The 12,492-nt window shown below is 53.1% G+C and carries 16 protein-coding genes; 12 read left to right on the top strand and 4 right to left on the bottom strand.

All coding sequences use genetic code 11. The annotated features are described in order from the left end of the window. Nucleotides 1-3 precede the first annotated feature (3 nt). Nucleotides 4-684, top strand: coding sequence for a fibrillarin-like rRNA/tRNA 2'-O-methyltransferase (locus tag TK_RS00900; protein WP_011249138.1), 681 nt, complete (start codon nt 4-6; stop codon nt 682-684). A gap of 57 nt (nt 685-741) precedes the next feature. Here TK_RS00900 and TK_RS00895 read toward each other — a convergent pair whose 3' ends face one another. Further along, the gene (locus TK_RS00895; RefSeq protein WP_011249137.1) at nt 742-1,410 is read right to left on the bottom strand and encodes a TIGR00266 family protein; all 669 of its coding nucleotides are present in this window, start codon (nt 1,408-1,410) and stop codon (nt 742-744) included. A 147-nt stretch (nt 1,411-1,557) separates the two neighbouring features. Here TK_RS00895 and TK_RS00890 point away from each other — a divergent pair, with 147 nt between their 5' ends. The 7 genes from TK_RS00890 (at nt 1,558) to TK_RS00860 (ending at nt 7,479) form a co-directional block, all read left to right on the top strand. Continuing rightward, nucleotides 1,558-2,610 carry a hydroxymethylglutaryl-CoA synthase gene (locus tag TK_RS00890; RefSeq protein ID WP_011249136.1) on the top strand — a complete coding sequence of 351 codons (1,053 nt, stop codon included), beginning with the start codon at nt 1,558-1,560 and terminating at the stop codon, nt 2,608-2,610. 10 nt (nt 2,611-2,620) lie between these two features. After that, nucleotides 2,621-3,787 carry a thiolase domain-containing protein gene (locus TK_RS00885; protein ID WP_011249135.1) on the top strand — a complete coding sequence of 389 codons (1,167 nt, stop codon included), beginning with the start codon at nt 2,621-2,623 and terminating at the stop codon, nt 3,785-3,787. Nucleotide 3,788: 1 nt separating this feature from the next. Beyond that, on the top strand, nt 3,789-4,193 hold the full coding sequence (locus TK_RS00880) for a Zn-ribbon domain-containing OB-fold protein (protein ID WP_011249134.1): 405 nt from the start codon (nt 3,789-3,791) through the stop codon (nt 4,191-4,193). 100 nt (nt 4,194-4,293) lie between these two features. Continuing rightward, entirely contained in the window at nt 4,294-6,279 is a 1,986-nt protein-coding gene (locus TK_RS00875) for an IGHMBP2 family helicase (protein ID WP_011249133.1), read from the top strand. A gap of 35 nt (nt 6,280-6,314) precedes the next feature. Further along, nucleotides 6,315-6,536: a hypothetical protein gene (locus TK_RS00870; protein ID WP_011249132.1), complete on the top strand. Its 222-nt coding sequence runs from the start codon at nt 6,315-6,317 to the stop codon at nt 6,534-6,536. Next, entirely contained in the window at nt 6,524-6,856 is a 333-nt protein-coding gene (locus TK_RS00865; protein WP_011249131.1) for a type II toxin-antitoxin system VapC family toxin, read from the top strand. Before TK_RS00870 ends, TK_RS00865 begins: the two co-directional genes overlap by 13 nt. A gap of 26 nt (nt 6,857-6,882) precedes the next feature. After that, nucleotides 6,883-7,479, top strand: coding sequence for a tRNA(Phe) 7-((3-amino-3-carboxypropyl)-4-demethylwyosine(37)-N(4))-methyltransferase Taw3 (locus TK_RS00860; RefSeq protein ID WP_011249130.1), 597 nt, complete (start codon nt 6,883-6,885; stop codon nt 7,477-7,479). A 55-nt stretch (nt 7,480-7,534) separates the two neighbouring features. Here the strand turns inward: TK_RS00860 and TK_RS00855 are convergent, their stop codons facing one another. Next, nucleotides 7,535-8,152 (bottom strand): TIGR00296 family protein, encoded by a 618-nt coding sequence (locus TK_RS00855; RefSeq protein ID WP_011249129.1) that lies wholly within the window; start codon nt 8,150-8,152, stop codon nt 7,535-7,537. Nucleotides 8,153-8,259: 107 nt separating this feature from the next. Between TK_RS00855 and TK_RS00850 the strand changes: the two genes are divergently transcribed. The 4 genes from TK_RS00850 to TK_RS00835 are packed head-to-tail and all read left to right on the top strand — an operon-like array spanning nt 8,260 to nt 11,633. Further along, complete coding sequence (locus tag TK_RS00850; RefSeq protein WP_011249128.1) at nt 8,260-8,562, top strand: MTH1187 family thiamine-binding protein; 303 nt, start codon at nt 8,260-8,262, stop codon at nt 8,560-8,562. Continuing rightward, nucleotides 8,555-9,730, top strand: coding sequence for a DUF373 family protein (locus TK_RS00845; RefSeq protein ID WP_048053635.1), 1,176 nt, complete (start codon nt 8,555-8,557; stop codon nt 9,728-9,730). The genes TK_RS00850 and TK_RS00845 overlap by 8 nt, the downstream gene beginning before the upstream one ends. Further along, nucleotides 9,687-10,754 (top strand): hypothetical protein, encoded by a 1,068-nt coding sequence (locus TK_RS00840; protein ID WP_048053634.1) that lies wholly within the window; start codon nt 9,687-9,689, stop codon nt 10,752-10,754. The genes TK_RS00845 and TK_RS00840 overlap by 44 nt, the downstream gene beginning before the upstream one ends. Before the next feature lie 33 nt (nt 10,755-10,787). Beyond that, nucleotides 10,788-11,633: a deoxyribonuclease IV gene (locus TK_RS00835; RefSeq protein ID WP_011249125.1), complete on the top strand. Its 846-nt coding sequence runs from the start codon at nt 10,788-10,790 to the stop codon at nt 11,631-11,633. Here the strand turns inward: TK_RS00835 and TK_RS00830 are convergent. Both TK_RS00830 and TK_RS00825 read right to left on the bottom strand, forming a co-directional pair. Next, nucleotides 11,630-12,178, bottom strand: a complete 549-nt coding sequence (locus TK_RS00830) for a GbsR/MarR family transcriptional regulator (protein ID WP_011249124.1) — start codon at nt 12,176-12,178, stop codon at nt 11,630-11,632. The genes TK_RS00835 and TK_RS00830 overlap by 4 nt on opposite strands. Further along, a complete protein-coding gene (locus TK_RS00825; protein WP_011249123.1) occupies nt 12,175-12,408 on the bottom strand; it encodes an Lrp/AsnC ligand binding domain-containing protein in 234 nt (77 codons plus the stop codon). Before TK_RS00825 ends, TK_RS00830 begins: the two co-directional genes overlap by 4 nt. Nucleotides 12,409-12,492: the final 84 nt, after the last annotated feature.

Here is a 12,492-nt window from a genome sequence, read left to right as displayed (position 1 = left end):
AAGATGAAGGTTAAGAAGCACAGGTTCCCGGGCGTTTACATAGTTATTGATGACGACGGTAGCGAGAAGATAGCGACCAAGAACCTCGTTCCGGGCCAGAGGGTCTACGGCGAGAGGGTGGTCAAGTTCGAAGGCGAAGAGTACAGGATTTGGAACCCGACGAGGTCAAAGCTTGGAGCGGCCATCCTCAACGGCCTCAAGAACTTCCCGATAAAGCCGGGCTCAACGGTACTCTACCTCGGTGTCGCGAGCGGAACCACCGCTTCCCACGTCAGCGACATCGTTGGCTGGGAGGGCAAGGTCTTTGGCGTCGAGTTCTCGCCGAGGGTTCTCAGGGAGCTCGTACCGCTCGTCGAGGAGAGGAGGAACATCGTGCCAATCCTTGGCGATGCCACCAAGCCCGAAGGCTACCGCGCGCTCGTTCCGAAGGTGGACGTTATCTTCGAGGACGTTGCCCAGCCGACGCAGGCGAAGATACTAATAGACAACGCCAAGGTCTACCTCAAGAGCGGCGGCTACGGAATGATATCCGTCAAGAGCAGGAGCATAGACGTCACCAAGGAGCCGGAGCAGGTCTTCAAGGAGGTCGAGAAAGAGCTTTCGACCTACTTCGAGGTCGTCGAGAGGCTTTCGCTCGAGCCCTACGAGAAGGACCACGCACTCTTTGTTGTGAGGAAGCCTTGATTTTTCCTCTTCTACGTTTTTTCTGTGTTAAAGCAAGACAAAAAAGAAGAGAAGACTTCAGTCTCTCTTCGGCAGATGTGGAACGAGCCAGCTCAGGAAGCTGTCCATGCTCCTCGTCTGGATGTAGAGCGTTCCAGTTCCGTAGAACTCCGCCACAAGACCCTCTCCGCTGAAGAGGGTGCTCTTAAGACCGCCGACGCGCTTCACGTTGAAGTCAAGACCCTCGCTGAAGGCCACCATGTGACCGGTGTCTATTATAAAGCGCTCGTTGTGGAGTTCCTTCTTGTAGATTGCCCCGAAGCTCGAAAGGAAAACGATTCCCCTTCCGCTCATCTTAAGGAGGAACAGACCTTCCCTGCCGAAGAAGGTTTTAGCGCCGCCCCATTTGGTATCTATGTCGATGTCACCATAGCTCGCCAGGAAGGCACCGCTCTGGGCGTAGAGAGTTCCATCAAGCTCAAAGGCCTCAATGTCTCCCATATATGCTGGAGCAAGACCGATGCTCCCAGGTCCGTCTTCCGCCCTGAACGTGTTCACGAAGAAGCTCTCTCCCCCGAGCATTGAGCGCTTAAGCGCACCAAAAACGCCGCCCTTAGCCTTGGTCTCCAGCTTTATAGTCGGGCTCATGTGCACCATGGCCCCGGCTTCCGCCTGTACCGCCTCTCCCCTCTCAAGTTCGATCTCAAGGAGAGAAAAGCTCGGCCTGTGGATTATCTCATACTTCATAAAAACACCTCAAGCTGAATAGGTCTCATCCCTTATATACCCTTTCTCGACAATCGTCTAAAAACTCTTTCACTTTTACCGAAAGACTTTTATAAGGCCCTTTCTCACAGTCCCCAGGGACTTTTCAAAGTTTGAAGGTGATGTCATATGAGCAAACTCCTGAAGCCCAAGAGGGAGGTCGGCATTATCGGCTACGGCGCCTACGTGCCGATGTATAGAATCAAGGCAGAGGAGATAGGAAGGGTCTGGGGAGTTAGCAGCTTCCCGATCCAGGAGAAGTCCGTCCCCGGTCTTGATGAGGATACGATAACAATCGGCATTGAAGCCGCGAGAAACGCCCTCAAGAGGGCCCAGATCGACCCTAAGCTTATCAGGGCCATCTGGCTCGGAACCGAGAGCAAGCCCTACGCCGTCAAGCCGAGCGGAACGGTTATAGCCGAGGCAATTGGTGCAACGCCAGATTTAGATGCCGCTGACTTTGAGTTTGCCTGCAAGGCCGGAACCGAGGCTATACAGGCAGCTATTGGCTTCGTCGGTTCGGGAATGGCCGACTACGCGATGGCTATCGGTGCAGACACCTCGCAGGGCAGGCCCGGCGACCACCTTGAGTTCACGGCCGCGGCAGGAGGAGCCGCCTACATTCTCGCTCCAAAGAGCTCCGAGACCCTGGCTTACTTCGAGGCGAGCTACTCATACGTCACCGACACCCCCGACTTCTGGAGGAGGCAGCACGAGCACTACCCGAGGCACGGTAACCGCTTCACAGGTGAGCCCGCCTACTTCCACCAGATAATAAACGCCGCAAAGACCCTCATGGAGGAGCTCGGCTACACGCCGAACGACTTCGACTACGCCGTCTTCCACCAGCCGAACGTCAAGTTCCCGCTCACCGCCGCCAAAATCCTCGGCTTCCCGAAGGAGAAGGTCCTTCCAGGACTCCTCAGCGGAATAATAGGCAACACATACAGCGGCGCTACCCTCGTGGGTGTATCGGCGGTTCTCGACATAGCCAAGCCCGGCGACAGGATTCTGTGGGTAAGCTTTGGTTCAGGAGCTGGAAGTGACGCATTCAGCCTCGTCGTCCAGGACGCGATAGAGGAGAAGAGGGACCTGGCTCCAAAGACCATGGACTACGTGAACAGAAAGAAGTACATAGACTACGCCCTCTACGCGAAGCACAGGGGCAAGTACATACTGTGAGGTGGTTGAAATGGAGAAGCCCGTCATAATTGGAGTTGGTATGGTTCCCGTCGGCGAGCACTGGAGAGTCTCACTCAGGGACATGGCCGTTGAGGCCCTTCTCAATGCGATGGACGACGCTGGAATAGACAAGGTTGATTCGCTCTACGTTGGAAACATGGCCTCAGGCTCATTCATCGAGCAGGAGAACTTGGGTGCCCTTATAGCCGACTGGGCAGGCCTTGGAAACATCCCAGCGGTAAAGGTTGAGGCCGCCTGTGGAAGCGGCGGTGCGGCCGTTCAGGAAGGAGCAAAGGCCGTAATGGCCGGCCTTGAGGACATCGTTGCCGTCGTCGGCGTCGAGAAGATGACCGACGCCTGGCCGAGCGACGCTACCAGATATCTGGCCTACGCGGCCGACGCCGAGTACGAGCTCTTCCACGGGGCTAGCTTCGTGGCACTTAACGCTCTCATCATGAGGCTCTACATGAAGACCTACGGCTACACCGAGGAGGACTTGGCCCACTTCGCCGTCAACGCCCACGCAAACGGTGCCAAGAACCCCTACGCTATGTTCAAGAGGCCGATAACGGTTGATACCGTCCTCAAGAGTCCCTACGTTGCAGACCCGCTCAAGCTCTTCGATGCTGCGCCAATGTGCGACGGTGCAGCCGCTGTGATAATAACCTCAAAGGAGAAGGCGAAGGAGCTCGGTGTCCCGAAGGACAAGATGGTCGAGCTCGCTGGATTCTGGAGGGCAATCGACACCATAAACTTTGCAAACAGAGAGGACTTCCTGACGCTCAAAGCCGCCAAGGTCGCGGCCGAGAAGGCCTACAAGATGGCGGGGGTAACGGCTAAGGACATCGACTTCTTCGAGGTTCACGATGCCTTCACGGTGATGGCTGCGCTCAGCCTCGAGGCCCTCGGCGTTGCGGAGAAGGGCAAGGGAGCAATGCTCGCGAAAGAGGGACAGATAGCCATCGACGGTGACTACCCGATACAAACGATGGGAGGACTCAAAGCCAGGGGACACCCGGTCGGAGCGACCGGTGTTTACCAGACAGTTGAAGCGGTTCTCCAGCTCCGCGGAGAGGCTCCCGAAGGGATACAGGTTCCCGACGCCGAGGTTGGCCTGACCCAGAACATAGGTGGGACAGGTTCAAACATCACAGTTAACGTCCTGAGGAGGGTCTGAAATGGGGAGGCCGATGCAGGTTGCTAGGCACTGGAGACACTTCCGTGAGAAGTACGCCCTCATCGGGGGCAAGTGCGAGAACGATCACGTGTTCTTCCCGAAGAGGCCCGTCTGCCCTGTCTGTGGCTCAAGGAACGTTGAGGAATACCAGTTCAGCGGAAAGGGTAAGGTCATCAGCTGGACTATAGTGAGGAACCCGCCGAGCGGCTTCGAGTACTACAAGCCGTATCCTTTGGCTCTCGTCGAGCTCGAGGAAGGGCTAGTCGTCCTGGCCCAGCTGACCGACGTTGATCCCGAAGAAATCCACGAGGGCATGGAAGTCGAGATGGTGACAAGGAAGATAAGGGAGTTCGGCGAGGACGGCATAATCCTCTACGGCTACAAGTTCAGGCCGCCTATGAAGTGATTTCTTCTTTTCCTTTCTCATGTCTTGTACCTCTTTTCAGGAAGGACAACAGCGGGCAACTCTTTTAAGTCAACCCGGCCTTCCCGCTCTGGGAAGGAAAATGAACGAAAAAGAAGTACTGCTGTCAAAGTTCATCGCTCACCTCAAGGAACTCGTTGAGATGGAGCGGAGGGCCGAGATAGAGGCTATGCGCTTAGAGATGAGGCGCCTCAGCGGCAGGGAGCGAGAGAAAGTTGGGAGGGCCGTTCTCGGCCTCAACGGAAAGGTAATCGGGGAGGAGCTCGGCTATTTTCTGGTGAGGTATGGAAGGGATAGGGAGATAAAGACCGAGATAAGCGTCGGCGACCTCGTTGTAATCAGCAAACGTGACCCGCTCAAGAGCGACCTCGTTGGAACCGTCGTGGAGAAGGGAAAGCGCTTTCTCACCGTTGCCATAGAAACTGTCCCGGAGTGGGCGCTTAAGGGCGTCAGGATTGACCTCTACGCGAACGACATAACTTTCAAGCGCTGGATGGAGAACCTCGACAACCTGAGGGAGAGCGGGAGAAAGGCCCTTGAGCTGTACCTCGGCCTTAGGGAGCCTGAGGAGAGCGAACCCGTTGAGTTCCAGCCCTTCGACAAGAGCCTGAACGCGAGCCAGAGGGGGGCAATAGCAAAGGCCCTTGGCAGCGGAGACTTCTTCCTCGTTCACGGGCCTTTTGGAACTGGAAAAACGAGAACCCTGGTAGAGCTGATAAGGCAGGAGGTGGCGAGGGGCCATAAGGTTCTCGCAACCGCCGAGAGCAACGTTGCCGTTGACAACATAGTTGAGAGGCTCGCAGATTCAGGGTTGAAGGTGGTAAGGATTGGCCACCCGAGCAGGGTCTCAAAGGCCCTCCACGAGACGACACTGGCTTACCTCATCACCCAGCACGACCTCTATGCTGAGCTTAGGGAGCTTAGGGTCATAGGTGAGAACCTCAAGGAGAAAAGGGACACCTTCACAAAGCCCGCACCAAAATACCGTAGGGGTCTGAGCGACAGGGAGATTCTGAGGCTCGCTGAAAAGGGAATCGGGACGAGGGGAGTTCCTGCAAGACTCATCAGGGAGATGGCTGAGTGGATTAGGATAAACCAGCAGGTGCAAAAGACGTTCGACGATGCGAGAAAGCTTGAAGAAAGAATAGCCAGGGAGATAATCCAGGAAGCCGACGTGGTTCTGACTACGAACGCCTCAGCCGGCTTGGAAGTGGTTGACTACGGCGAATACGATGTCGCTGTAATAGACGAGGCGACGCAGGCAACGATTCCGAGCGTTCTTATCCCGATAAACAGAGCAAAAAGGTTCGTGCTTGCTGGAGACCACAAACAGCTTCCGCCGACGATACTGAGCGAGAAGGCAAAGGAGCTGTCAAAGACCCTCTTTGAAGGCCTCATCGAGCGCTATCCAGAAAAGAGTGAGATGCTTACGGTCCAGTACAGGATGAACGAGAGACTGATGGAGTTCCCGAGCAGGGAGTTCTACGACGGGAAGATAAAGGCCCATGAGAGCGTTAAAAATATCACGCTGGCCGACCTTGGGGTCAGCGAGCCCGAGTTCGGAAACTTCTGGGACGAAGCCCTTAAGCCTGAAAACGTGCTGGTCTTTATTGACACCTCAAAGAGGGAAGATCGCTTCGAGAGGCAGAGGCGCGGGAGCGACAGCAGAGAGAACCCGCTTGAGGCGAAGCTCGTCACTGAGACCGTTGAGAAGCTCCTTGAGATGGGCGTGAAGCCTGACTGGATAGGTGTAATCACGCCCTATGACGACCAGAGGGACCTGATAAGCTCAATGGTGGGCGAAGATATTGAGGTAAAAACGGTTGACGGCTACCAGGGAAGAGAAAAAGAGATCATCGTGCTGTCTTTCGTCCGCTCCAACAGAAGGGGAGAGCTTGGCTTCCTTACAGACCTTAGGAGGCTCAACGTCTCACTCACGAGGGCCAAGAGAAAGTTAATAGCTGTTGGGGACTCCTCAACGCTTTCAAACCATCCAACTTACAGGAGGTTCATAGAGTTCGTGAGGGAGAGGGGCACGTTCATTGAGATTGACGGTAAGAAACATTAAATATCAGACTGACAAACTTCCAACAGTGGTGGAAGATGGGAAAGGTAATCACAATCTCAGTTCCAGACTGGGTTGATGAGAAGAAGTTTAAAGAGGCTTTCATGCGAGCATTGTTGGAGAGCTCTCCGGAAAAGATGAACATTGAAGAAATAAGGCGGCTACTCGACGTAAAGGAGACCAGTGAGAACGTTGAAGTTCCAGAGGGGATAGAAGAAATCAGGAAAAAAGACAAGGGGCGGTTGAAGTGGTTGTCTTAGATACAAACGTTGTCATCGAGAAAGTCAGAAAAGGCGAGGAGATTTCCGAAAACATAACAGGGGTTACTTTCGTGGAGTTCCCCCGCATCGTGAGATACTCGAAGTTTAGGGGAGACGTCCTCTTCCCTGTTCTCGATGATTTTATTCTTGCCCATAAGCTTCAGGAAAAACTTTTGGAGAGGGGGACACCACGGGGCTTTGCCGACCTGTTAATCGCTGCCATCTGTGTAAATCGCGGGGAGGAGCTAATAACACACGACTCCGATTTTTTAGAAATAGCCCAAGTCTCAAACCTAAGGCTGATTCTCCTAGAAAAGTGAGACAATACACAGCGAGGTGATCAGGCGTGTTCCTCTACACTGAAAACTTCGACGAGCAGAAGGAAAAGGCGATGGAAGGCCTGAGGAAGGCCCTTGAAGAGGACAAGGTGGATCATGACATAATCCCGCTCCTGGAGAAGATAAACGCCCTCCAAAACTACTTCACGACCTCATCCTGCTCGGGAAGGATTTCGGTCATGGAGATGCCGCACTTCGGTGACAAGGTGAATTCCGTCTGGCTCGGCAAGTGGCACAGGGAGGTCAGGCTCGAAGAAGTCCTTGAGGCGGTGGGAAAACACCGCTCCGGCCAGCTCTGGTTTCTGGTCAGGAGTCCAATACTCCACGTTGGGGCGAGAACCCTTGAGGACGCTGTGAGACTGTTAAACCTTGCCATAGGGCTCGGCTTCAAGTACTCCAACATAAAGAGCGTGAGCCACAAAAAGCTGGTCGTTGAGATACGTTCAACCGAGAGGATGGACGTCCCGCTGGGCGAGAACGGGGAACTGTGGGTCGATGAAGCTTACATTGAGAAAATCGTAAACCTAGCAAACGCCCAGGTCAGAAGGTTCAAGGGAAAGCTGAAGAGACTGGAAGAGGAAATTGAAAAACTCCAGGAAGATTGATGTTTTCGCCCGAGACCTTCTGTATTCTCCAGCTGCCCCATTGTATCTCCCAACTTCACACCAGCGGTTTCCTTCTCACTGGCCCTCTCGGATACTCCTCTTCGAAAATCTCAGCGGTGAAGCGGTAGACCTTCGTATCTGGGTCGAGCCAGCAGTCGGGTGGAAGGCCGGCCTTCCAGCAGGTCTGGGCAAGGAACTCCTCCTCGTCCCAGCCCCATTCGACTGGAACCTGAGGCAGGAGCAGGCCCGAGTAAATGCCCTTCTCTATGAGAAGGCCGTCCCTCCCGACCTTTATCTTCTTAGGCCTCCCCTCAGGCGGGCCCTCTACGAGCTCTGGCGGGGTTAAGACGCTGACTTCAACGGTAAGCTCGTCAAGCTCCTCGGGCTGGACTGGCGGAAAGCGCGGATCATCAACAGCCGCGTATATCGCCGCCTTTATCGTTGCCTCAACGAGCGGGTATATCGGGAGCGGAAAGCCGATGCATCCTCTCAGTGCCATCTGGGGAGGAACGTTGTGCCTGTTGAGGGTTACGAAGACGCCCATCTTCTCCCAGAGCTCAGTGGGAGTGTCTTCAGGCGGCTCTATGACCCTCTTATGCCTGACGTACTCCTCAACTGCCCTCCTCGCGAGCCTGACGAGGAACTCCCCCCACTCGTCCTTTATGCGGTACATCTCCCATCACCTCCATCCTTAATTGAACTCCAAAGTTTATAACATGTGCTTTAGCCAGGGCACAAAGTTTAAAACATCGCCGAAGGAATTTAAGACGGGTGCCGAAAATGGTCATAGCGGAGTTCGTCATCGTCCCCCTGGGCGAGAAAAGCCTCAGCAGGTACGTCGCCGAAGTAGTAAAGCTTTTAGATAGAAAGGGTGTTAAATACCAACTGACGCCGATGGCCACCATTATCGAAGCTCCAACCGTCGAAGACGTCCTCAAAATAGTCGCGGAGGCGCACGAACTCATGTTTAAGCTTGGAGCTGAGCGGGTTTCAACAACCGTGCGGATTGACGACAGGAGAGACAAAGAGCGTCACATGGAGGACAAGGTAAAATCAGTCATGGAGAAGGTCAGGGGTGGTTGATATCAGGGTGCTAATCCTGGCCATAGATAGGGACGACGATTTTGGGAAAAAAGCCGGAGTTAAGGGGCCGGTTATCGGGAGAGCCGCTTGCCTAGATGCGGCTGTAAAGCTTAGTCTGGCCGATCCCGAGGACAGCGATGCAAACGTTCTCTACGCTGCTATAAAGCTCTACGACAAGCTGAAGGAGAAGGGCGAGTTTGACGATGTCGAAGTTGCCCTGATCACGGGCCATCCAAAGGTCGGGCTGAAGAGTGACATGGAGCTCGCCAGACAGCTCGATGAAGTTTTGAAAGTTTTTCCGGCCGATGGTGTGATCCCGGTAACCGATGGGGCGGAGGACGAGCAGATTTTTCCCATAATAGCTTCAAAAGTCCCTATCATAACCTCCCACCGCGTTGTGGTCAAGCAAAGCCCGGGCATTGAAACGACATGGTACATTATAGTGAAGTACATGAAGGAGATACTGAGCGACCCGGAAGTTGCGAAGGTCGTCTTCGGTATTCCCGGCCTTATCGTTCTGCTCTACGGTCTGTCCAAGATAGTGGGTGTATGGTATCCGCAGAGTGAGAAGATAGTGTCAACGGTAATTTCCGGTACTGTCCTTCTGATAATCGGCGGTCTGTTCTTTACGAAAGGGTTCAACCTGGATATTGGGGGAGCTTTAGCAGCTTTTAGGCGCGCGGTTGTTGAGCAGTTCGTAGTTGTCCTGTCCTTTGTGGCCGGAATTCTAATAATCGTCAGCGGCGCAATAAACGCCTACCTGAACCTGGAAAGCTATTCCCTGCAGCTTATAGGGAGCTACCCCGGAACGTCGCTTCTGGCAACGCTGATATACCTGAACGCAATATCCGGGACAATAACCATTGGAATTGCCGTAATGATAGCCGGAAAAGTCCTTCACGCCTACTTGAGGCGCGACTATCACATATGGTACTATATCTCGGCGCTCCTCATGACACCTGCCCTCTGGGTGACCCTCGATCTCACTACGAGATATGCCCTATCGATATTCACTGTTTCCGACATTGAGGTTTTCCAGAAGCTCTTACTAGGCATTCTGGACGTTGGGCTGGCAGTTTTAGCGGGGGCGTACCTCCGCGGAAAAGTTAAGGGATGGATGAACGTTGAGAATGGAAGACGCACTCAGAAAGTATCAGCTAAGGCTTGAAGAGTCGCAGAAAGAAGCCCTGAAAATAAGAAAGAACTACCAAAAATGGCTCTCCAAGAAAAAGAAGGAACTGAAAAGGGCCGTTGAAAAACTTGAGAAGGTTAAGCCCCCTAAAAACGTTGACGAGACTCTCCTTAAGATCGTCGAAGCCGACAGGCGCGCCTACGTTTCGGCTTTTAAACGCGCCCTTGAGGGCATCCAGGACATTGAAGACCTCGGAAAGCGCCTTCCCGAACTGGGAAAAGTCCATATTGATTACGGAAAGCACGTCATAATACTTTTTGAAAAGGAAGTTCTGGCAATAAACTCGATTCTCAAGGAGATGGACGAAGGGTACAGGGAATACCTCCAAGAGACCCAGAGGATATCACTCCCCAAGCTTGAAGTTGAAGAAAAGATAGAAGAGCTTAAAACCGTGAAGGAAAAGCTCAGTTTCATCAATTCCGAGATAGAGTCTCTTCTAGAAGAAATATCGCTGAAAAGAAAGGAAATCGAACAAGAGCGCCAGAAACCAGAAGTCAAGAGCATTGAAGGGCAACTTGAAAACCTTATCACCAAGAAGAAAAAGCTCGAGATGGAAGTTAGGTCAAATGTTTCGAAAATCCAGAAAACCTTAAAGAGGCTCCGCATGGGTGGTCTTGCCGATCAGCTTGCCAGGGACAGTGGTGTGGCACTCGAAAAGCCGGGGGAAGTGGTCTCGCTCCTCCAAACGCTCAAGCCAAGGTTTGAAGGAAAGGCCCGCAAATCGGTTGAATGGCTGAGTGAGAACCTCGAAAGCACTGTCAGTGAGATTAAAGAACTGGACAGAAAAATTCATGAACTTAGAAGTGCCATGGAAAAAGAACTTTCACGCGCGGGGCATCTTGAAGACGAGATAAGCTTCCTGGAGCGTAGGACTGCCGAGCTTGAGAGCGAGAAGAAAAAGCTCGAAAAACTGAAGGCCCGCCTTGAAGAGGAGATTCAGCAGGAAGTTAAATTGCTTGAAAAGGCCCTTGGGGAAGAGATTGAATGGGGCAACATTTAAATTAGGAAGGCCTAATTCATACCGGTGGTGAGTATGTTCAAGGTGGACAGGCTTCGCTTTGGAACGGCTGGGATACCCCTGTCAACGCCGAAGCCTTCAACGATTACTGGCATCGAGCACGTCAGAAATCTCGGATTAGATGCTATGGAGCTTGAGTTCGTGAGGGGTGTCAACATTTCCCCAGAGCTGGCAAAGAAAATCAAGTACGTGGCAAAAAAGAACGACGTTCTTCTAACCGCTCACGCCCCATACTACATCAACCTCAACGCTAAGGAAAAGGCGAAGGTCGAGGCGAGCAAGAAGAGGATAATCCAGAGCGCCGAGAGGCTCTACGAGGCGGGTGGCTGGAGCGTCGTATTCCATGCTGGCTACTACCTCAAACAGCCGCCAGAGAGCGTCTATCAGAGAATCCTCGAAGCACTCAAGGACATCCAGAAGGAGCTGATGGACAAAGGCGTGAAAGTCTGGATAAGGCCAGAGCTAACTGGAAAGCCCACCCAGTTCGGCGACCTGAAGGAGATAGTGAAGCTCAGCGAGGAGCTTGAGATGGTTCTTCCGACGATAGACTTCGCCCACGCCCACGCAAGGAACAGGGGAAAGTGCAACAGCGTTGAAGAGTGGCGCGAGATGCTGTCCTTCATCGAAGACAGACTCGGCAGAGAGGCTTTGGACAACATGCACATCCACATGAGCGGCATCGAGTACACTGACAAAGGTGAAAAGAGACACCTGCCTCTCCAGGAGAGCGACATGAACTGGGAAGACCTGCTCAGAGTCCTGAAGGAGTTCAGGGTTAAAGGCGTCGTCATAAGCGAGAGCCCGAACATAGAGGAAGACGCCCTCCTTATGAAGAAGAAGTATGAGGAGATAAAGGCCTAAAGCGCAGCACCAGAGCCGTCGTCTGAAGTTCTTTTCGACCTCTTTTCAATGCAATCTATGATGACCCGAAGAACTTTCTCATCGCCCTTCGAGAGTATTTCCGCTATCTTCTCCGCCACGAGATTCTTCTTGAGGAGGAGTTCTATCCTCTCTCTAACCCTTTCGGCTTCCCCACTTTCCTCTCCTTCCAGCTCCTCAAGTGCCCTCAGAAGACTCTCGCGGGTTTCTTTAACGTCCTCGAGGATTCTCTTGTAGTACGCCGCCCTGCGCCACTCCTGGATGTTCTTCACGGCTTTGTAATATGCCTTCCTATCGCCTGGCTTCTTTATCCTCACGACGAGTCCCAGGTTCTCAAGGAACTTGAGGGCACTGCTGGCGTGGGAGAGCGAGTAGCCAGTTCTCTCGGCTATCTCTCCAAGGCTCATGGGCTCATCCTCAAAAAAGAGCACGCCGTAGATGTAACCGTAGAGCTCGCTGAGGCCGAACTTTCTCGCCGTACTCGCAAAATGCTCCATCATTATCCTCTTAGCATTTTCAACGCTCAACTCGCTCCCTCCGCACAGATTAATGTCTCTATAAGGAGAACCCTTCCTGTGTTTAAAAGTTCTCTCTGAATCTCTGAAAGTTCCTCGGGGTCCTCCACGCTGACCCTAGCTAGGATATCGTAGTACCCGTAGAGACGGTGAACTTCAAAGACCTGCGGAAGGCCAAGAACACGCTCCAAGACACAGTCGTCGTTCCGGGCATCGGTCACGAGCAGGAGGAACGCCTCCATGGTATCATCTCCATGTGTGCATTGGCACTCGGATCTTATAAAATTTTCGGAAATTTCCGAAAGTTTGACAAATAGTAAAATATG

It is taken from the genome of Thermococcus kodakarensis KOD1, assembly GCF_000009965.1.
Lineage (GTDB): Archaea > Methanobacteriota_B > Thermococci > Thermococcales > Thermococcaceae > Thermococcus > Thermococcus kodakarensis.
Note: the sequence above shows the minus strand (reverse complement) of the source record. Positions and strands in the feature narration are given on the sequence as shown.

Coding starts and splice junctions, on each gene's coding strand:
- TK_RS00900 (WP_011249138.1), top strand. CDS start 4: ATGAAGGTTAAGAAGCACAGGTTCCCGGGCGTTTACATAGTTATTGAT.
- TK_RS00895 (WP_011249137.1), bottom strand. CDS start 1,410: ATGAAGTATGAGATAATCCACAGGCCGAGCTTTTCTCTCCTTGAGATC.
- TK_RS00890 (WP_011249136.1), top strand. CDS start 1,558: ATGAGCAAACTCCTGAAGCCCAAGAGGGAGGTCGGCATTATCGGCTAC.
- TK_RS00885 (WP_011249135.1), top strand. CDS start 2,621: ATGGAGAAGCCCGTCATAATTGGAGTTGGTATGGTTCCCGTCGGCGAG.
- TK_RS00880 (WP_011249134.1), top strand. CDS start 3,789: ATGGGGAGGCCGATGCAGGTTGCTAGGCACTGGAGACACTTCCGTGAG.
- TK_RS00875 (WP_011249133.1), top strand. CDS start 4,294: ATGAACGAAAAAGAAGTACTGCTGTCAAAGTTCATCGCTCACCTCAAG.
- TK_RS00870 (WP_011249132.1), top strand. CDS start 6,315: ATGGGAAAGGTAATCACAATCTCAGTTCCAGACTGGGTTGATGAGAAG.
- TK_RS00855 (WP_011249129.1), bottom strand. CDS start 8,152: ATGTACCGCATAAAGGACGAGTGGGGGGAGTTCCTCGTCAGGCTCGCG.
- TK_RS00850 (WP_011249128.1), top strand. CDS start 8,260: ATGGTCATAGCGGAGTTCGTCATCGTCCCCCTGGGCGAGAAAAGCCTC.
- TK_RS00835 (WP_011249125.1), top strand. CDS start 10,788: ATGTTCAAGGTGGACAGGCTTCGCTTTGGAACGGCTGGGATACCCCTG.
- TK_RS00825 (WP_011249123.1), bottom strand. CDS start 12,408: ATGGAGGCGTTCCTCCTGCTCGTGACCGATGCCCGGAACGACGACTGT.